At 73.9% G+C, this 19023-nt stretch carries 16 protein-coding genes; 11 read left to right on the top strand and 5 right to left on the bottom strand.

Going from position 1 to position 19023, the window contains the following annotated elements:
- Window positions 1-68: 68 nt before the first annotated feature.
- The 5 genes from MHY49_RS01490 to MHY49_RS01470 form a co-directional block, all read right to left on the bottom strand.
- Window positions 69-1847: a biotin carboxylase N-terminal domain-containing protein gene (locus MHY49_RS01490; protein WP_239202041.1), complete on the bottom strand. Its 1779-nt coding sequence runs from the start codon at window positions 1845-1847 to the stop codon at window positions 69-71.
- Between the two features lie 117 nt (window positions 1848-1964).
- A complete protein-coding gene (locus MHY49_RS01485) occupies window positions 1965-2612 on the bottom strand; it encodes a nucleoside triphosphate pyrophosphatase (protein ID WP_239202040.1) in 648 nt (215 codons plus the stop codon).
- Window positions 2609-4297 carry a DUF885 domain-containing protein gene (locus tag MHY49_RS01480; protein ID WP_239202038.1) on the bottom strand — a complete coding sequence of 563 codons (1689 nt, stop codon included), beginning with the start codon at window positions 4295-4297 and terminating at the stop codon, window positions 2609-2611. Before MHY49_RS01480 ends, MHY49_RS01485 begins: the two co-directional genes overlap by 4 nt.
- 31 nt (window positions 4298-4328) lie before the next feature.
- The gene (locus tag MHY49_RS01475) at window positions 4329-4625 is read right to left on the bottom strand and encodes a hypothetical protein (protein WP_239202036.1); all 297 of its coding nucleotides are present in this window, start codon (window positions 4623-4625) and stop codon (window positions 4329-4331) included.
- Window positions 4622-6211 carry an acyl-CoA carboxylase subunit beta gene (locus tag MHY49_RS01470; RefSeq protein WP_239202034.1) on the bottom strand — a complete coding sequence of 530 codons (1590 nt, stop codon included), beginning with the start codon at window positions 6209-6211 and terminating at the stop codon, window positions 4622-4624. The genes MHY49_RS01475 and MHY49_RS01470 overlap by 4 nt, the downstream gene beginning before the upstream one ends.
- A 145-nt stretch (window positions 6212-6356) precedes the next feature.
- Here MHY49_RS01470 and MHY49_RS01465 point away from each other — a divergent pair, with 145 nt between their 5' ends.
- The 11 genes from MHY49_RS01465 (at window position 6357) to MHY49_RS01415 (ending at window position 18995) form a co-directional block, all read left to right on the top strand.
- Window positions 6357-7328, top strand: a complete 972-nt coding sequence (locus tag MHY49_RS01465) for a biotin--[acetyl-CoA-carboxylase] ligase (protein WP_239202032.1) — start codon at window positions 6357-6359, stop codon at window positions 7326-7328.
- A complete protein-coding gene (locus MHY49_RS01460; protein WP_239202030.1) occupies window positions 7325-8557 on the top strand; it encodes an adenylate/guanylate cyclase domain-containing protein in 1233 nt (410 codons plus the stop codon). The genes MHY49_RS01465 and MHY49_RS01460 overlap by 4 nt, the downstream gene beginning before the upstream one ends.
- A 73-nt stretch (window positions 8558-8630) precedes the next feature.
- Window positions 8631-9326: a response regulator transcription factor gene (locus MHY49_RS01455; protein ID WP_152354412.1), complete on the top strand. Its 696-nt coding sequence runs from the start codon at window positions 8631-8633 to the stop codon at window positions 9324-9326.
- A 3-nt stretch (window positions 9327-9329) separates the two neighbouring features.
- Entirely contained in the window at window positions 9330-10748 is a 1419-nt protein-coding gene (locus MHY49_RS01450) for an ATP-binding protein (protein WP_239202028.1), read from the top strand.
- Between the two features lie 60 nt (window positions 10749-10808).
- Window positions 10809-11984 carry a 5-(carboxyamino)imidazole ribonucleotide synthase gene (locus MHY49_RS01445; RefSeq protein ID WP_239202105.1) on the top strand — a complete coding sequence of 392 codons (1176 nt, stop codon included), beginning with the start codon at window positions 10809-10811 and terminating at the stop codon, window positions 11982-11984.
- On the top strand, window positions 11981-12502 hold the full coding sequence (gene purE, locus MHY49_RS01440; protein WP_239202026.1) for a 5-(carboxyamino)imidazole ribonucleotide mutase: 522 nt from the start codon (window positions 11981-11983) through the stop codon (window positions 12500-12502). Before MHY49_RS01445 ends, purE begins: the two co-directional genes overlap by 4 nt.
- Window positions 12503-12528: 26 nt before the next feature.
- The gene (locus MHY49_RS01435; RefSeq protein ID WP_239202024.1) at window positions 12529-13275 is read left to right on the top strand and encodes an acyltransferase; all 747 of its coding nucleotides are present in this window, start codon (window positions 12529-12531) and stop codon (window positions 13273-13275) included.
- Window positions 13272-14387, top strand: a complete 1116-nt coding sequence (locus MHY49_RS01430; RefSeq protein WP_239202022.1) for a DegT/DnrJ/EryC1/StrS aminotransferase family protein — start codon at window positions 13272-13274, stop codon at window positions 14385-14387. Before MHY49_RS01435 ends, MHY49_RS01430 begins: the two co-directional genes overlap by 4 nt.
- Window positions 14384-15403 carry a Gfo/Idh/MocA family protein gene (locus tag MHY49_RS01425; RefSeq protein WP_239202020.1) on the top strand — a complete coding sequence of 340 codons (1020 nt, stop codon included), beginning with the start codon at window positions 14384-14386 and terminating at the stop codon, window positions 15401-15403. The genes MHY49_RS01430 and MHY49_RS01425 overlap by 4 nt, the downstream gene beginning before the upstream one ends.
- A 14-nt stretch (window positions 15404-15417) precedes the next feature.
- Entirely contained in the window at window positions 15418-16998 is a 1581-nt protein-coding gene (locus MHY49_RS01420; protein WP_239202018.1) for a glycosyltransferase, read from the top strand.
- A complete protein-coding gene (locus tag MHY49_RS01415) occupies window positions 16995-18995 on the top strand; it encodes a DUF6541 family protein (protein WP_239202016.1) in 2001 nt (666 codons plus the stop codon). The genes MHY49_RS01420 and MHY49_RS01415 overlap by 4 nt, the downstream gene beginning before the upstream one ends.
- Window positions 18996-19023: the final 28 nt, after the last annotated feature.

Raw genomic sequence — 19023 nt, 5'->3', positions numbered from 1 at the left:
CGCAGCACCCCGGGACGGGCCGGGGAGCGCGGACCCGCGCGCCCGTGCGGGTGCGGTGACGAGCGCTCTCAGTCCTCGATGCTGCAGAGCACGGCGCCCGCGGACACGGTGGCGCCGACCTCGGCGTCCAGGCCCGAGATCTTCCCGGAGCGGTGCGCGGTGATGGGCTGCTCCATCTTCATCGCCTCGAGGACGAGCACGAGGTCGCCGTCGGCGACGCTCTGCCCGTTCTCGACCATGATCTTCACGATCGTGCCCTGCATCGGCGCGGTGACGGCGGCGCCGCCCGCGGAGCCGGCCTCCGCCTGGCGCTTGCCGACGCGGCGGCGCTGGCGCACGGGCTGCTGCGGGGCGCGCAGGGAGGCCGGCAGGCTGACCTCGACGCGGCGGCCGTCGACCTCGACGACCACGGACTCGCGGCCCTCGGGCTCCTCGGGCTGCGCCGGCAGCGCGGCCTGCGGGATGTCGTTGTGGAACTCGGTCTCGATCCAGCGGGTGTGGACGGAGAACGGGGTCTTGGGGTCCGCCGGCGCGAACGCCGGGTCGCTCACGACCTTCCGGTGGAAGGGGAGCACCGTGGGCATGCCCTCGATGCGGAACTCGTCGAGCGCGCGGCGGGAGCGCTCGAGCGCCTCCTGGCGGGTCGCGCCGGTGATGATGAGCTTGCCGAGCATCGAGTCGAAGGCGCCCGAGACCTCGTCGCCCTCGCGCACGCCGGAGTCCACGCGCACGCCGGGGCCCGAGGGCGGGGAGAACAGCTTCACCACGCCGGGCGAGGGCAGGAAGCCGCGGCCCGCGTCCTCGCCGTTCAGGCGGAACTCGAAGGAGTGGCCGCGCGCGATCGGGTCGGCCGAGGAGATCTTCTCGCCGGCGGCGATGCGGAACTGCTCGCGCACCAGGTCCACGCCGGCGACCTCCTCGGAGACCGGGTGCTCGACCTGGAGGCGCGTGTTGACCTCGAGGAAGGAGATGGTGCCGTCCGTGCCCACGAGGAACTCGCAGGTGCCGGCGCCCACGTAACCCGCCTCGGCGAGGATCGACTTCGAGGCGGCCACGAGCTCGGCGTTCTGCTCGCGGCTGAGGTACGGCGCGGGCGCCTCCTCGACGAGCTTCTGATGGCGGCGCTGCAGGGAGCAGTCGCGGGTCGAGACCACCTGGATGTTGCCGTGGGAATCGGCGAGGCACTGCGTCTCCACGTGCCGCGGGGCGTCGAGGTACTTCTCGACGAAGCACTCGCCGCGGCCGAAGGCGGCGGTCGCCTCGCGCACCGCGGAGTCGAACAGCTCGCGGACCTCGGACTCCTCGCGGGCGACCTTGAGGCCGCGGCCGCCGCCGCCGAAGGCGGCCTTGATCGCGATCGGCAGGCCGTGCTCGCGGGCGAAGGCGACGACCTCGTCGCTGCCCTCGACAGGGTCCTTGGTGCCCGCGACGAGCGGCGCGCCGGCCTTCTCGGCGATGTGGCGCGCGGAGACCTTGTCGCCGAGCGACTCGATGGCCGACGGGGGCGGACCGATCCACACCAGGCCCGCGTCGATCACGGCCTGCGCGAACTCGGCGTTCTCCGAGAGGAAGCCGTATCCGGGGTGGACGGCCTCGGCGCCCGAGCGCTCGGCGATGTCCAGGAGCTTGTCCACGACCAGGTACGAGTTCGCGGCGGTCTCGCCGCCCAGCGCGTAGGCCTCGTCGGCCACCGTGGTGTGCAGGGCGTTGCGATCGGGGTCCGCGTAGACGGCGATCGAGCGCAGCCCCGCGTCCTTGCAGGCCCTGGCCACACGCACCGCGATCTCCCCGCGATTGGCGATGAGCACCGATCCGAACGGGCGGTGCTGGGAGTTGCGAGATGCCATGGGGCGGGTCCTTCCGGGGGAGATGATCGGGTCGAGTCTAGTTCAGCGGGAGCGCGCGTCGAATCCTCCCGCGCGTCGCGCCGCGCACCTCACTCCGCGCGACTCCGCGCCCGGGCCTCAGCCCTCGCGCCAGAGCTCGTGGATGCCGATGTCGATCTGGGCGAGCAGATCGCGCAGCAGCGGGAGGCTCAGGCCGACGACGGCGTGCGGATCCCCCGTCACGGAGGTGATGAAAGGGCCGCCGATCCCGTCGATCGTGAAGCCGCCCGCGACGCCGAGCGGCTCGCCGGTCGCGACGTAGGCCTCGATCTCCTCGTCGGAGAGATCGGCGAAGGAGACCTCTGCGCTCGCCGTCGCCCCGATCGTCGCGCCCGTGCCCTCGTCCTCGACGTCGCGGTCGTCCACGAGCCAGTGCCCGCTGTGCAGCACCGCGCTGCGCCCGCGCAGCTCCCGCCAGCGCGCCCTGGCCCGCTCGGGCGTGTGGGGCTTGCCGATGACCTCCCCGTCGACCTCGAGCATGGAGTCGCAGCCGAGGACGACGCAACCGCCCTCGGACGCCTCGACGACCGCGTGGGCCTTCTCGCGGGCGAGCAGCAGCACCGCCTCGGCGGGCTCGAGATCGCCCGCGGCCTCGAGCAGGCCGTCCTCGTCGAGATCGGCGGCCATCCGGTCGAACTCGATGCCCGCCCGCTCGAGGGTCGCGCGGCGCCCCTCCGAGCCCGAGGCGAGCAGGAGCAGGGGCAGGGACTCGTCGATCGTGCTCATGCCAGGGCCTCCTTGAGGACGGAGAGGGGAAGGCTGCCGAGCTCGAGGGCGCGGCGGTGGAACTCGCGCGGGTCTCCGCCCGCGGGGACGTGCTGCGCGCGCAGCTGCTCCCAGGTGCGACGGCCCACGGCGTAGGACGGGGCCTGGCCGGGCCAGCCCGTGTAGCGGTTCAGCTCGAAGCGGCGCTCGGCCTCGCTCGCGCCCCAGTTCGGGGCCATGAAGTCCCAGGCGGCGTCGAAGGTCCATGACCCGCCGTCGGCCCCCGGGAGGCCCTCGGGCACGGGCAGCTGGAGGTGCAGGCCGATGTCCAGGACCACGCGCCCGGCGCGCATGCGCTGGGAGTCGAGCATGCCCAGGCGGTCGCCGTCGTCCTCGAGGTGGCCGAGGGAGTCCATGAGCTTCTCGGCGTACAGGGCCCAGCCCTCGCCGTGCCCGGAGACCCAGCACATCAGCGCGCGCCAGCGATTGAGCGTCGCGGCCTGGAGGGTCTGGGTGCCCACCTGCAGATGATGGCCCGGGACGCCCTCGTGGTAGACGGTCGTGGTCTCCGTCCAGGTGCGGAACTCCGTGTTCTCCGGCGGCACGTCCCACCACATCCGGCCGGGCCGCGTGAAGTCCTCGCTGGGACCCGTGTAGTAGATGCCGCCGGAGCCCGTGCGGGCGATCATGCACTCCAGGCGCTGCAGCTGCTCGGGGATGTCGAAGTGGGTGCCGGTGAGCTCGCGCAGCGCGGTGTCGGACTTCTCCTGCATCCAGGCGCGCAGGGCGTCGGTGCCGTGGAGGATCCGCGCGGGGTCAGCGTCGAGCGAGGCGCGGGCGGCCTCGATCGAGGATCCGCCGTCGTTGCCGTAGTGGGCGTTCAGCCGGCCCGCCACCCGCTCCTGCTCGGCGATGATCTCGTGCAGCTGGTCGATGCCCCAGGCGTACGTCTCCTCGAGGTCGACCTCCTCGCCGAGGAACAGGCGCGAGGCCAGCTGGTAGTGGTCGCGCCCCACGGCGTCGGCCTCCGGAGCCTGGTCGCGCAGGGAGTCGAGCACGTCCGCGATCCGCTGGTAGCCGCGGGACGCCTCGGCGGCCGCCTCCTGGACGCGCTCGCGCTGGGTCTCGTCGCCCATCGCCTCGTGCGCGAAGGAGGGGAAGAAGTCCTCGGCGTACCCGCGGGCCTGGGCGGCGCCGAGCTCCAGCTGGCGACGGGCGGAGACGGTCCCCTCGGCGGCGGCCTCGCGGAGGGACTCGGCCCAGCCCTCGAGTGACTGCGGGATCTTCGCGAGGCGCTCGGCGATGACCTCCCAGTCCTGGGCGGTGTCGGTCGCCATCTGGTCGAACACGTCGCGCATCTGCAGGGTCGAGGCGAGGTTGTTGACGCTCGCGACGTCGAGGCGGCGGTCCGCGAACTCGATCTCCAGGCCCAGGCGCTCGCGCATGGCGGCGCGGGTGACCGCGTCCACGGCGTCCTCGTCAGGGGTCCGATCGATGCGATCGAGGGTCCGACGGGCCTGGTCGGTGCGGGCGGCGTGCGCGGCGGGGGAGTAGTCGGTCACCTCGCCCTCGTGCCCGGGGACGCCCAGGGAGGTGGCGAGGAACGGGTCGGACTCGATGGAGCGGGCGACGTGCTCGTCGGCCACGGCGTCGAGGGCCGTGCGCGCACGTCGGGCGGGGGTCTGGGATGGGGCGTCGGAGGTCATGACGCCAGACTAGGCGAGGAGGCCCGTGGGGTCAGCGGTCGGAGAACATCCAGGCCGACTCGGAGGGGAGACCGCGCAGGGCGTGGGAGCGCGGGAAGCTGTGGGAGGCGTCCGACCAGGCGCCCGCCGCTCCTCGATGCTCGTCGGCCAGCTCGCGCTCGCCGGCCTCGATGCGGCTCGCGACGCTCATCGCGGAGACCGCGACCGCGATCGCGGCGAGCTCGTCGTCGGCCAGGCGTCCGGCGACCAGCCGCACGTCGCCGCCGGCGACGGCGACCGCCTGGCCGCCGCGCAGATCCGGCTCACCCGGCGCACCGCTCCCGCTCACAGCGGGATGTTCCCGTGCTTCTTGGTGGGCAGCGACTGGCGCTTCGTGCGGAGCATGCGCAGCGCGCGGGCGATCTGCACGCGCGTGGCGGAGGGCTCGATGACGCTGTCGATCCAGCCGCGCTCGGCGGCGGCGTACGGCGTCGCGAACTCCTCCTCGTACTCCGTCTGCAGCTTCGCGCGCTCGGCCTCGACGTCGCCGCCCTCCTCCGCGACCTTCTTGAGGTTCTGGCGGTGCAGGATGTTCACGGCGCCCTGCGCGCCCATCACGGCGATCTGCGCGGTGGGCCAGGCGAGGTTGACGTCGGCCCCGAGGTCCTTGGAGCCCATGACGATGTAGGCGCCGCCGTAGGCCTTGCGGGTGATGACGGTGACCAGCGGGACGGTCGCCTCGGCGTACGCGTACAGGAGCTTCGCGCCGCGGCGGATGATGCCGCTGAACTCCTGGTCGGTGCCGGGCAGGAAGCCGGGGGTGTCCACGAAGGTCAGCACCGGGATGTTGTTCGCGTCGCACAGGCGCACGAAGCGCGCCGCCTTCTCGGAGGCGTCGATGTCCAGGGTGCCCGCGAAGTGCGAGGGCTGGTTGGCGATGATGCCGACGCTGCCGCCCTCGATGCGGCCGAAGCCCACCATGATGTTCTGGGCGAAGCTGGGCTGGATCTCGAGGAACTCGCCCTCGTCCAGCACCGTCTGCAGCACCCGCAGCATGTCGTAGGGCTGGTTGGGGGAGTCGGGGATCAGGTCGTCCAGGCCCCTGTCCTCCGCCGTGGCCTGCTCCTCGAACGGGGTGGGGAACGACGGGGCCGGGCTGAGCGTGTTCGAGGGCAGGTAGCTGAGGACGTCCTTGACGTACTCGATCGCGTCGTCCTCGTCGGGCGCCATGTAGTGGGCCACGCCCGAGCGCGTCGAATGGGTGCGCGCGCCGCCGAGCTCCTCGAAGCCGACGTCCTCCCCGGTGACCGTGCGGATCACGTCGGGCCCGGTGATGAACATGTGCGAGGTCTTCTCGACCATCACGATGATGTCCGTGAGCGCGGGGGAGTAGACGGCGCCGCCTGCGGCGGGACCCATCACCAGCGAGATCTGGGGGATCACGCCCGAGGCGCGGGTGTTGCGGCGCATGATGCCCGCGAACATCGCGAGCGAGGCGACGCCCTCCTGGATGCGCGCGCCGCCGCCGTCGAGGATGCCGATGATCGGCACGCCCGTGGACAGCGCGAGGTCCTGCACCTTCTGGATCTTGCGGCCGTGGGCCTCGCCGAGCGAGCCGCCGAAGACCGTGAAGTCCTGGGAGTACACGCACACCTGGCGACCGTCGATCGTGCCGTACCCGGTGACGATGCCGTCGCCGTCGGGACGACGCCTCTCGAGCCCGAAGGCATGGGACTGATGCGTCACGAAACGGTCGGTCTCGACGAACGAACCGTCGTCCAGGAGGTCGGTGATGCGCTCGCGGGCGGTCTTCTTGCCGCGTGCGTGCTGCTTCTCGACCGCGACCTCATCAGCTGCGTGGACGACTCGGTCCTCGCGTTTCTGCAGGTCGGCGAGTCGTTCGGCCGTGTTCAGAGGCCGGGGGGCGTCGGTCACGGAACCTCCTGTGCGGACCGTCGGGGAAACACGGGGATACTACGCTACCCAGGCGCTGCGCCCCCGCACCCGGGGCGCCGCGGGCAGGTCGCGGCCCCCGGGAGGGCGCGCGCGGCCCGGCACGAGCAGGAGGACGGGAACGGGCATGGCCAGCAGAGAGACGAGGACGCAGGGAGGGCGCGCACCCGCCCTGCATGTCCTCGACCACACCTCGTCCACCCAGGACGCCGCCCGGGATCTGCTCCGCTCCGGCGAACAGCCCCCGCTCGCCGTCCTCACGCGCGACCAGCGCAGCGGGCGCGGCCGGCTCGGACGGCCGTGGAGCACGCCCCCGGGCGGAGGGCTGGCGCTCACGCTCGCGCGCAGGAGCGGGACCGATCCCGCGGCGCGCTCCTGGTACCCGCTGGTGGCGGGCCTCGGTGCGCTCGAGGCGCTGCGCGGCGCGACCGGCGCGGCCGACGGCATCGGACTCAAATGGCCCAACGACCTGCTGACCGCCGATGGGCGCAAGCTCGGCGGCATCCTCCTCGAGGGGGACGGCTCCGACCACGTCCTGGTGGGCATCGGGGTCAACCTCGCCGGCCCCATCGAGCTCTCCGACCCCGCGGCGCTGCCCCCGGCCTGGCTCTGGGGCGAGGGGGGCATCGCCTCCGCCGACCCGGGGCCCTCCGACCTGGGGCCCGCCGACCCCGCGCGCGACGCCGCGGCGCGTGCCCTCGCGGCGGCGATCGCCGAGGGGGTGGAGCGCGAGCTCGCCCTGCTGGACGTCCACGAGGGGGACGCGATGGCGAGCGGCCAGCGCGGACGCTATGGTATGGCGTGCCTCACACTGGGGCGCGAGGTGCGCTTCGACGACCTCTCCGCGACGTCCGTCCCCGCTGCGGGCGCGGACGCCGGGCAGGCGCCGAGCGGCGGCGCGACGGCCCGGGCCCTGCGCCTGGACGCCGACGGCCGGCTCGTGCTGGGCCTGCCCGCGGGCGCGGAGCGGGTCGTCTCGGCCGGCGATGTGCGGCACCTGCGCACCGTCGGCGACGGCCCGCCGCCGGCGCCGCCCGGAGCGACCGCCGCGACCTCCGCCCCTGCTTCCCCCGACGACATCCAGGAGACCCATCCGTGACCGACGAGAACCCGGACCTCGCCTCGGACCTCGAGCCCGACGCCCGCGACGCCGACCTCGACGCGGAGCCCGAGGGCGCCGCCCCCGGCGAGCCCGTGCCGCACGACGCCCTCGCCGCGATCGACGACCTCGAGGGATCCGAGAACCTGCGCGAGGCCGAGATCTCCCCGGCGGAGATGGCCGCCCTCAACCGCCGCTTCCAGTCGGTGCGCCGCAGCGTGGGCGCTCTCGAGCGGGTGCTCCTGCAGGGACCGCGCGAGCACTCGCGCCGGGACCTCGCCGAGCAGCAGGGCATCCCCGAGCGCCTGATCTCCACCTACTGGCGCTCCCTCGGCTTCGGCCCCGTCGACGAGGACACCGTGGTCTTCACCGACGAGGACGCCTTCGCGATCGGCGACCTGGTCGCCATGGTCGACGACGGCGCGATCTCCGAGCGGGCCTTCACCTCGATCTCCCGCGGGCTGGGCTACCACATGGGGCGCCTGGCCATGTGGATCACCGAGGCCCTCGTCGAGGAGGCCAAGACCCGCGACGGGAAGGACGACGGCGAGGCGCGCGAGCAGATGCTCGAGACCGTCCCGCAGCTCATCGAGACCCTCGAGACCCAGGTGCTGTTCACCTTCCGCCGCCAGCTCGCCGCGTACTCCGCGCGGGCCGGCTCCGAGGTGCTGCAGGCCAGCGAGAACGGCACCCACGACGAGGTGTTCCCCCTGAACCGTGCGGTCGGATTCGCCGACCTCGTGCAGTTCACGCGGCTCTCGCGCTCCCTCGGCGGGGCGGAGCTGGCGGACGTCGTCACCCAGTTCGAGGTCACCTGCCGCGACATCATCTCCGTGGGCGGCGGCCGCGTGGTCAAGACCGTGGGCGACGAGATCATGTTCCTGGCCGACGCGCCCGAGGACGGCGCCCAGATTGCGGTGTCGATCGCCGAGGCGATCCGCGACGACCCCGATCTGCCCTCGGCCCGCGTGGGCATGTGCTGGGGGTCGATGTTCTCCCGCTACGGCGACGTGTTCGGGCCGACCGTGAACCTCTCGGCGCGACTGGAGAGCGTCGCCGACCCGGGCGGGGTGCTCGTCGACCTCGCCACGGCCGAGGCCGTCGAGCGCGCGCTGCCCGGCGGATTCAGCGCCTCCGAGATCCGCCCCACCGAGCTGCACGGCATCGGCACGGTCGAGGCCGTCGCGCTCACCCGCGGCACCTCCGAGCCCCTGGACATGGGCCTGTGATGCGGGTGCCCGGGAGCGGGCCCGCGCTCGCGCCTCGGAGCGGGCGCACAGGTCGGGACGTAGGATGCCTCCTGTGACACGACTGCTGCTCGTCGAAGACGATTCCGCGATCGCCGAACCGCTGTCCCGCGCGCTCGACCGCGAGGGCTACACGGTCTCGCGCGCCTCGCGCGGCATGGATGCCCTCGGCATCGCCGCCGCCGGGGACCCGATCGACCTGGTCATCCTGGATCTGGGGCTCCCGGACCTCGATGGCCTCGAGGTCGCTCGGCGCCTGCGCAAGGGCGGCCTGGAATCCCCGATCCTGATCCTCACCGCCCGCGCCGACGAGGTCGACGCCGTCGTCGGCCTCGACGCCGGCGCGGACGACTACGTCACCAAGCCCTTCCGGCTGGGCGAGCTGCAGGCGCGCATCCGCGCCCTGCTGCGACGCGCCCAGACCGTCGAGGAGTCCACGAGCGCCTTCGACGTCAACGGCGTGTCCCTGGACGTCTCCGCCCGCCGCGCCTACGTCGACGGCGAGGAGCTCAGCCTCTCCGCCAAGGAGTACGACCTGCTCACGGTGCTCGTGCGCGAGGCCGGCAGCGTGGTCACCCGTGACGACCTCATGCGCGAGGTCTGGGGCGCCGAGTGGTGGGGCTCGACCAAGACCCTCGACATGCACATCTCCTGGCTCCGTCGGAAGCTGGGCGATGATGCGACCAATCCCCGCAGGATCACCACCGTCCGCGGCGTCGGCTTCCGTTTCGAGACCGGCGACGGGAGCTGACGCGTGCGCACGCGAGTGCTGCAGGCGACGGTCATCACGGTCATCCTCACGGTCCTGCTGCTGGGCATCCCGCTGGCGTACTCGTGGCTTCAGCTGACCGACCAGAACCTCACCGCGCGCGCCACCTCCATCGCCAACGAGGTCCGCACCAACGCCGAGAAGCGCATCAGCGACGACCGGCCCATCGACAAGGCGATGCTCCAGCAGATCGCCGATTCGCAGCCCGACCTCGCCGTGCACATCACGGTCACCTATGAGGGCCGCACCATCGAGGCGGGCCCGGACCCGGGCAACAGCACGAAGGTGATCTCCACGCCCGGCACCTCGGGCGTGAACGTCACCGTCACCATCACCAAGGCCGACGTGCGCGCCCACACCGCGAGCGCCGCCGTGCTCATCATCGTCGCGGGGCTGGCCGCGATCTCCATCGGCGTCTCCGTCGCCCTCTGGCAGGCCCAGCGGATCTCCGCGCCGCTGGCCCGCCTCACCCGGCGCGCCGAGGAGATGGGATCGGGCCGCGCCCGCGGCCCCTGGCGACCCAGCGGCATCACCGAGATCGACACCGTCGCCGAGGAGCTCGCGAACTCCGGCGCCCAGCTCACCGAGCGCCTCGAGGCCGAGAGCCGACTCGCCTCCGACGCCTCCCACCAGCTGCGCACACCGCTCACCGCGCTCTCCATGCGCCTGGACGAGATCCTCGCCACGAGCTCCGAGGAGTGGGTGCGCGACGAGGCCCGGATCTCCCTCGAGCAGATCGACCGCCTCACCGAGGTCGTCCACGACCTCATCAACGCCCCCCGCTCCTCCCAGCGCCGCACTCCCGGCGTGGTCGAGCTGCGCACCGTGCTCACCCAGCAGAGCGAGGAGTGGTCCCCGGCGTACCGCGCCGCGGGCCGCGAGCTGCGCATCCAGGTGCCGCGCGCCGCCGCCGTCTGGGGGTCCACGGGACCGCTCACGCAGGTCGTCGCGACCCTCGTGGAGAACTCCCTCACCCACGGCGGAGGACGCACGCTGGTCAAGGTACGCCGCAACGAGAAGTCCACGGTCGTCGAGATCTCCGACGAGGGCCCCGGCATCGACCCCGCGCTCGGCAAGCGCGTCTTCGAGCGCTCGGTCTCCGGGCGCACGTCCGGGACGGGCGTCGGGCTCGCCCTCGCCCGCACCCTCGTGGAGGACGACGGCGGTCGCCTCGAGCTGCTGAGCGAGCAGCCCGCGACCTTCGGGGTCTTCCTCATCTCCGCTCCCGACGAGGTCACCGCGGGCGAGGAGGACACCGTGCTCGGCGCCGAGTCGGCCGACGAGCTGGGCTCCCTCCCACAGGGCGCGGTGCTGCCGCGCCGTCGCCGGGGGAGCGCCGGGCACGGGCACCGCGCCCGTGCGTCGGCCCGGACGTCGGCGCCCGAGGACCGCAGCCGCTCCTAGGATGGGGGCGTGCTCCCCGACATCCCTGAGAACGACCCCGCCTCCACCAGCGCCCCCGCGGTGCCCGCCACGACCGGTCCTGCGGCGCCGCGCATCGGCGTCATCGGCGGCGGGCAGCTCGCCCGGATGATGCTGGGCCCCGCGATCGAGCTGGGCCTGCCGATCACGGTGCTCGCCACCGACCCCGCGGAGTCCGCCGCGCAGGGCGCGGCCCGCGTGCGGATCGGCCGCCACGACGACGAGGAGGCCGTGCGCGCGCTCGCCGCCGAGGTCGACGTCCTCACCTTCGACCACGAGCACGTGCCGCCCCACATCCTCGAGGGCATCGAGCGCGACGGCCTCGCCGCCGTGCGGCCCGGACCGGCCGCCCTCGTCCATGCCCAGGACAAGCTGCTCATGCGCGAGCGCCTGAGCGGGCTCGGGCACCCTTGCCCGCGCTGGTGGCGCGCCGCCTCGCCGGCCGACGTCGACGCCGCCCTCGCCGAGCTCGGCACCGCCGCCCGCGCCGTGGTGAAGACCCCGCGCGGCGGCTACGACGGCCACGGCGTGCGCATCGTCTCCGCCGGCGGCGACGTCGCCGACTGGTTCGAGGACCACGAGGAGCTGCTCGTCGAGGAGCTCGTGCCCTTCACCCGCGAGCTCTCCGCGCAGGTCGCCCGCCGGCCGGGCGGCGAGATGCTCGCCTTCCCTGTGGTCCGCTCGACGCAGAAGGACGGCGTGTGCTTCGAGGTGCTCGCCCCCGCCCCCGACCTCGACCCCGCGGACCAGGAGCGCATTCAGCGCCTCGCCCTGCGGATCGCCGAGGACCTGGGCGTCACCGGCATGCTCGCCGTCGAGCTGTTCGAGACCGAGGGCGGCGACGTGCTCGTCAACGAGCTCGCCATGCGCCCCCACAACACGGGCCACTGGTCCATGGACGGCGCCGTCACCGGCCAGTTCGAGCAGCACCTGCGGGCCGTCGCCGACCTCCCGCTCGGCGCGAGCGAGCCCCTCGCCCCGCACGCCGTGATGGTGAACCTTCTGGGCGGGGCCCGCGAGGACCTCGCGGCGGGAGCCCGCGAGGCGATGGAGCGGGACCCCGAGCTCAAGGTCCACCTCTACGGCAAGAGCGTGCGGCCCGGCCGCAAGGTCGGCCACGTTACCCTCGCGGGGAGCGATCCCGCGGACCTGCTCGCGCGCGCCCACCGCGCCGAGCGACTGATCATCGACGCCGTGCACGAGGAGCAGAACGCATGACCACGCCACAGGACGCCCCGCGCGTCGCGATCGTGATGGGCTCGGACTCCGACTGGCCGACGCTCGGCCCCGCCCGCGACGCCCTCGCCGAGTTCGGCCTGGACGTGCACGTGGACGTGGTCTCCGCGCACCGCATGCCCGAGGACATGGTCGACTTCGGCCGCACCGCGGCGGACCGCGGGCTGCGCGTGATCATCGCGGGCGCCGGCGGCGCCGCCCACCTCCCCGGCATGCTCGCCGCCCTCACCCCGCTGCCCGTGATCGGCGTGCCCGTGCCGCTCGCGCACCTGGACGGCATGGACTCCCTGCTGTCGATCGTGCAGATGCCCGCCGGGGTGCCCGTCGCGACCGTCTCCATCGGCGGCGCCCGCAACGCCGGGCTGCTCGCCGCCCGCATCCTCGGGGCGTCCGACGACGCCGAGGGCGAGCGCCTGCGCGAGCGCATGCGCGAGTTCCAGGGCGAGCTGCGCGACCTTGCGCACGCCAAGGGCGAGTCGCTGCGCTCGTCCCTGTCCTGACGGGCGCCCTCCGATATCTTCGGGGTATGAACGAGACCTCCGAGTCGTCCACCGGATCGCCGACAGGGTCGCCGACGGGGTCGCCCGCCGGATCCGCCGACCGCCCGGCCGCCTCGCGCGAGGGCGTGCGCGTCGTGGATTCCGCCGACGTCGCCGAGACCGCCCGCATCGGCGAGGGCAGCGCGATCTGGCATCTCGCGCAGGTGCGCGAGGACGCGGAGCTGGGACGCGACTGCATCGTGGGCCGCGGCGCCTACATCGGCACCGGCGTGCGCATGGGCGATGGCTGCAAGGTGCAGAACTACGCGCTCGTCTACGAGCCCGCGGCGCTCGCCGAGGGCGTCTTCGTGGGCCCCGCCGCCGTGTTCACCAACGACCACCGGCCGCGCGCGGTCAACCCCGACCTCTCCCCGAAGTCCGCCGCGGACTGGGAGCCGGTGGGCGTCACCTGCGAGGCGGGCGCCTCGATCGGCGCGCGCGCCGTCTGCGTCGCCCCCGTCACCATCGGCGCCTGGTCGATGGTGGCCGCGGGATCGACCGTCACCCGCGACGTCGTGCCCCACGCCCTGGTCGCAGGGGCCCCTGCCCGTCGCATCGCCTGGGTGGGCCGCTCGGGGGAGAAGCTCGAGCCGGCGTCCGACGGGACCGACGCCTGGGTGTGCCCGACGACGGGCGAGTGGTACGTGGCCGACGAGACGACGGGCGGGCTCGCCCTCGCCTCCGACGCCGGGGCCGAGAAGCAGGACGAGACGACGGACGGAGAGCACGCATGAGCGAGCAGATGATCCCTGCGGCCCGCCCCCTCATCGGGGACGAGGAGCGCGAGGCCGTGGACCGGGTGCTGAGGAGCGGCATGGTCGCGCAGGGCCCCGAGGTGGCGGCCTTCGAGCAGGAGTTCGCCGCCGAGCTCGCCGGCTCCCGCCCCACGGTCGCCGTGAACTCCGGGACCTCCGGTCAGCACCTGGGCATGGTCGCCCTGGGCCTCGGCCCGGGCGACGAGGTCATCGTGCCCTCCTTCACCTTCGCCGCGACCGCGAACTCCGTCGCCGTGACCGGTGCGACCCCCGTCTTCGTCGACATCGACCTGGACACCTTCTGCATCGACCCCTCCGCGATCGAGGGCGCGATCACCGGGCGCACCGTGGGCATCCAGCCCGTGCACCTCTACGGCCACCCCGCCGAGATCGACACGATCGTCGAGATCGCCGGCCGCCACGGCCTCTGGGTCGCCGAGGACGCGGCCCAGGCGCACGGCGCCACCTGGAAGGGCGGGCAGGTCGGCACCTTCGGCCGCTTCGGCATGTTCTCCCTGTACCCCACGAAGAACATGACCAGCGGCGAGGGCGGCATGGTCGCCTGCGAGGACGAGGAGCTCGCCCGGGCCGTGCGGCTGCTGCGCAACCAGGGCATGGAGGTCCAGTACGCCAACGAGGTCGCCGGCTTCAACAACCGCATGACCGACCTGCACGCCGCCATCGGCCGCGTCCAGCTCGCCAAGCTCGCCGGCTGGACCGCGCAGCGCCGGGCGAACGCCGCCGCCCTCGACGAGGGCCTCGCGGACGTCGCCGGAGTCGTCACGCCCGTCGTGCGCGAGGGCGCCGAGCACGTCTACCACCAGTACACGATCCGCATCGAGGGCGCGAGCGCCGCCGAGCGCGACGCCTTCGCGACCGCCCTGCGCGAGGAGCACCAGGTGGGCTGCGGCGTCTACTACCCGACGCCCGTGCATCGCCTGCCCTCCTTCGGCCTCGGCCTCGACCTCCCGGTCACCGAGCGGGCCGCCCGCGAGGTGCTGTCCCTGCCCGTCCACCCGAGCCTCACCGAGGACGACCTCGAGCGCATCGTCGCCGCGGTCGCCGCCGTCGCCGCCGGGGGTGCCGCATGAGCACGGAGAATCGTCGGCCCCTGCGCGCCGGGCTCATCGGCCTGGGCATGATGGGCCGCCACCACGCCCGCAACCTGCGCGCCCTCGAGGGCGTCGAGCTCGTCGCCGTCGCCGATCCCCAGGGCGACCCGCACGGCGCGGCCCCCGGCTACGACGTGCTGCCCGATGCGCGCGCGCTGGTCGACGCGGGCATCGACTACGCCGTCATCGCCGTGCCCACCCAGTTCCACCGCGACGTCGCGCTCACCTTCGCCGAGGCGGGCGTGCACTGCCTCGTCGAGAAGCCGCTGGCCTTCGACGTCGCCGAGGCCGAGGAGATCGCCGCCGCCTACGAGCAGGCGGGCCTCGTGGGCGCCGTCGGCTACATCGAGCGCTTCAACCCGGCCCTGCAGGAGATGCGCCGTCGCCTGGCCGACGGCCAGCTCGGGGAGATCTTCCAGATCTCGACCCGCCGCCAGGGCGGCTTCCCCGCCCGCATCTCCGACGTGGGCGTGGTCAAGGACCTCGCGACCCACGACCTCGACCTCACCGCCTGGGTCGCCGGCAGCGACTTCGCGCAGGTCGCGGCGTTCTCCACGCGCCGCTCCGGCCGCGAGGACGAGGACATGGTCTCGGTCTCCGGTCAGCTCGCCAGCGGCACCATCACCAGCCATCTGGTCAACTGGCTCTCGCCGTTCAAGGAGCGCGTGACCGTGGTGACCGGCGAGAACGGGGCACTGGTCGCGGACACCGTGAACGCGGACCTCACCTTCTACGCCAACGGCGAGAGCGCCACGAACCTCTGGGACTCCATGGCCTCCTTCCGCGGGGTCAGCGAGGGCGACATGGTCCGCTACTCCCTGCGCCGCACGGAGCCGCTGCGCACCGAGCACGAGGCGTTCCGCGACGCCGTCGCAGGCGATCCCTCGAACATCGTCACCATGCGCGAGGGCCTGCAGACCGTGCGCGCCGTCGAGGCGGTGCTGCGCTCGGCCCGCGAGGGCAGGATCGTCCGCCCCGCCGACGTCGCCCCGTGAGAGCGGGGGAGGGCATGAGCGCTCGTCGCGAGACGTCTCCGACATCGGCGCGGTCCGGCCTCGCGACGCTGCGGCGCCGCGCCCTGGGCGCGGGCGTCAGGGCCGCCTCGGTGCTCCCCGGCGGCGTCGGCGCGCGCGCCCGCTACCTCCGTCTGACCCGGCGCATGGACCGCGGCGAGGTCCCTGCCGCGTGGCGCGGCGAGATGCTCGCCGAGCTGCGGCGGGCCGACGCGCTGCTCGCGCGCGGGGACGACGACGGCGCCGTCGAGTGGTTCGACAAGGCCCTGCGCGTGGCCTACCACGCCTCCCTCCACTACGGGCTGGAGGACTCCCCGCTGATCACCGATCCGGACGGCTTCCTCGCGCCCGTGCGCGCGAGCGCGGTGGGCCGCCTCCTGCTCGCCCCGCCCGTCCGCGACGAGGGGCCCTCCCGCCCCGCTCCGCGGGAGCGCGCGGCATCCGCGGGAGCGTCCGGGGCGGAGGAGTCCGCCCCCGTGCGCCTGCTCGTGATCGCCCAGCGCAACTGGACCTTCGTGAACCCCGTCATCGACGCCCTCGAGGCGTACGGCTTCGAGGTGCGGCGCGTCGAGGTCGACGACCTCCCGCCCGCCGAGCGGCCCACCCGCGAGCGCGTGCTGCGCGCCCGCATGGAGCTCGCCCGCACGGGACGCCGGCTGCCCACGCCCGCGGCCCTGGCCGAGCCGTTCGACTGGGCCGACGTGGTGCTCGTGGAATGGGGCCACCATGTGCTCACCTGGGTCTCCCTGCTCGCGGACATGCCGCGCCTCGCCGCCGCGCGCATCCACCGCTTCGAGGCCTACACGCCCTTCCCCCTGCTGACGGTCTTCGACGTCGTCGACCGCGTGCTGTTCGTCTCCCCGCACGTGCGCGCCCTCATCCAGCACCTCACGCCGAACCTCGAGCGCGCGGGCGAGATCATCGGCGTCGACAACTTCCTCGCCTACGGACTGGGCCCGGAGCCCCGCGCGGACCGGGACCCGCATCTGCTCGCCCAGGTGGGATGGCTGCGCCCCGTCAAGGACGTGCTGTTCACCCTGGACCTGCTGGAGCGCGTGCGCGCGAAGGATCCGCGTCACCGTCTGCAGCTCATCGGCCCCGGACTGCCCGAGGACCCCGCGCAGGACACCGCGTTCCAGGCCCGCGTGCGCCGACGCATCGCGCAGTTCCCCGCGGGCGCGGTGCAGGTGCTGGGCGCCCGCTCGGACGTGCCCGACCTGCTCGCGATGGCCGGCTGGATCATCTCCTCCTCGCTGCACGAGGGCGTCCACGAGGCCGTCATGGAGGGCATCGCGGCCGGCTGCGTCCCTCTGATCAGGAACTGGCCCGACGCCCGTCCCTACGGCGGCGCGGGCGTCATCTACCCCGACCGCTGGGTGGTCGAGGACCTCGACGAGGCCGTCGAGCGCGTGCTGCGGATCGAGCGCGAGGGCGCCCTCACCGAGGTCTCCGCCGAGGCGCGGGCGTGGGTCGTCGAGCGCCGCACCGCCTCGACCGTGACCGCCCGGTACGCCGAGGCGCTCTCCCCGCAGCAGCCGACTGCCGGCGAGGAGCCGACCGGATCGACGCGCCGATGACCTGGGGCTGGCTCCTCCCCGTGGTGGGAGCCTGGGCGCTGCTGTGCGCCCCCGGCGCACTGCTGCTCATCGCGGGCGGGGCCCGCATCGGATGGCGCTGGGGAGCCGCCCCGGCGATCACCGTGCTGCTCGCGGTGGTCCTCGGCGCCCTCGACCACCTGCTCGGCATCCCATGGTCGCTGGTCACCGCCGGCGTGCAGCTGCTCGTGGTGCTCGTCCTCGTGCTCGGCGCGCGCCTGCTGATCATCAGGCGGGCGCGGCGGAAGGCGCGGGGACGTGGCCGACGGGCCGACGGGTGCGACGCCGATCTGTCGCACCGGCACCGGCGCCCGCGGGCGCTGGCGCTCGCGCTCGCCCCGGGCGCTCTCGCCCTCGCCCTGGGCCTGCTGATGGCCGGCTCCGCCGCCCGCCACATGGGCGGCATCGACACCCTCAACGGCAGCTACGACGCGTCCTTCCACATCGCCGCGATCGCCTTCGTGCGCGCGGACCGCGACGCCTTCCTGTTCACCGCCCTGCAGGGCATCTATCACGAGACCACGTTCTATCCCGCCGGCTGGGACGTCCTGGCCGCCCTGCTCCCCGGTGACGCGATCACCGCCGCCAACGCCATGGCCCTCGCGATGGTCGCCGCGATCCCGGGCGCCCTCGGCGCCATGGTCGCGCTGCTCCAGGGCGGCCGGGGCACGCTGCGCGAGGTCCGGGTGCTGCCGATGCTGGCCGCGCTGTGCGCGCCGATGTTCCTCTCGCTGCCGGTGATGATCCTGGTGATGGGACTCTGGCCCTCGGCCCTGGGGTCGCTGTGCCTGCCGCCCGCCCTCGGCGCCCTGTGGGCGATCCACCGCGCCGTGCGCAGCGGTGAGCGCCGCGCCGCCGAGCTCTGGCCCTGCGTCCTGCTCCTCGTCGGGGCGGTCGCGGCCCACCCCTCGACGCTGTTCTCGCTCGCCGTCGCCCTCCTCGCGGGGATCCTCGCGCAGGGCGTCCTCGACGTGACGCGGGCCCGCACGCGCCGCCGCGGGGTCCTCGAGCTCGCGGTGATCGCGCTCGTGCTCCTGGCCTACGGGATCACCTCGCACCTGCTGCTCGCCTCGATGGACCTCACCACCACCCGCCCGTGGCCGTGGACGGCCTTCCTCGCCTCCCTGGTCACCGACCGTCCCCGCGTCTCCGCGCTCGGCAGCATCCAATGGCCGATCCTCGCCGTGTGGGTGCTCGCTCTGCTCGGCGCGATGCAGGCGGTGCGCGAGCGCCGCCGCCTGGGCACAACGGCCATCGTGCTGCTGGCCCTCGCGCTCGGCCTGAGCGTCCTCACGAACCTCGACTCCATCTGGGCGCGCACGTGGGTGAACCCCTGGTACGGGGCGCGCGAGCGCATCGCCCCGCTCCTCATGTGCGCCCTCGTCGCCCTCGCGGCCATCGGGCTCGACGCGCTGTGGGCGCGGGACGCGCGGGCCGAGGGTGAGGGGCGCCGCCCCTCGCGCGGCACGTCGGCCCTCGTGGTCCTCGCGCTCGTCTCCCTCGTGGCGGCCGTGCTGCCCGGCCGCCTGCCCTTCGCCGGCTCCCTGGCCTACACCGACTACGGCGTCCAGATCGCCTCCTACGCGACCCCCGAGGAGCGCGACTTCATCGAGCGCACGGCCGCCGCGCTGCCCGCGGACGCCGTGGTGATCGGCAACCCGCGCGACGGCGAGGGCCTGTACTGGTCGATCGGCGGCGTCGAGACCGTGTTCCCCACCCTCGCCGAGCCGCAGACGCTCGACTCGCGCCGCGTCGCCCGCTACGCCTTCAAGGCCGACCGCGACGCGAAGGTGTGCACCTCGCTGCACGAGGTCGGCCCCACCCACCTCTACGTCGACACCTCCGCGGACTCCGGCGAGGCGATCGCCCCCGAGGCGTCCGTGCTGTGGGAGGGCCTCGCGAAGATCCCGCGCTCCAAGCTGCGCCTGGTGGACCGCGAGGGGCCCTACGCCCTCTATGAGATCGAGCCCCTGTGCTGACGGCCGGCGCAGGGTCCTCACGGACCGC

The organism is Brachybacterium sp. ACRRE (assembly GCF_022346485.1).
Taxonomy (GTDB): domain Bacteria; phylum Actinomycetota; class Actinomycetes; order Actinomycetales; family Dermabacteraceae; genus Brachybacterium; species Brachybacterium halotolerans.
This window is presented reverse-complemented; position numbering and strand designations above follow the sequence as displayed.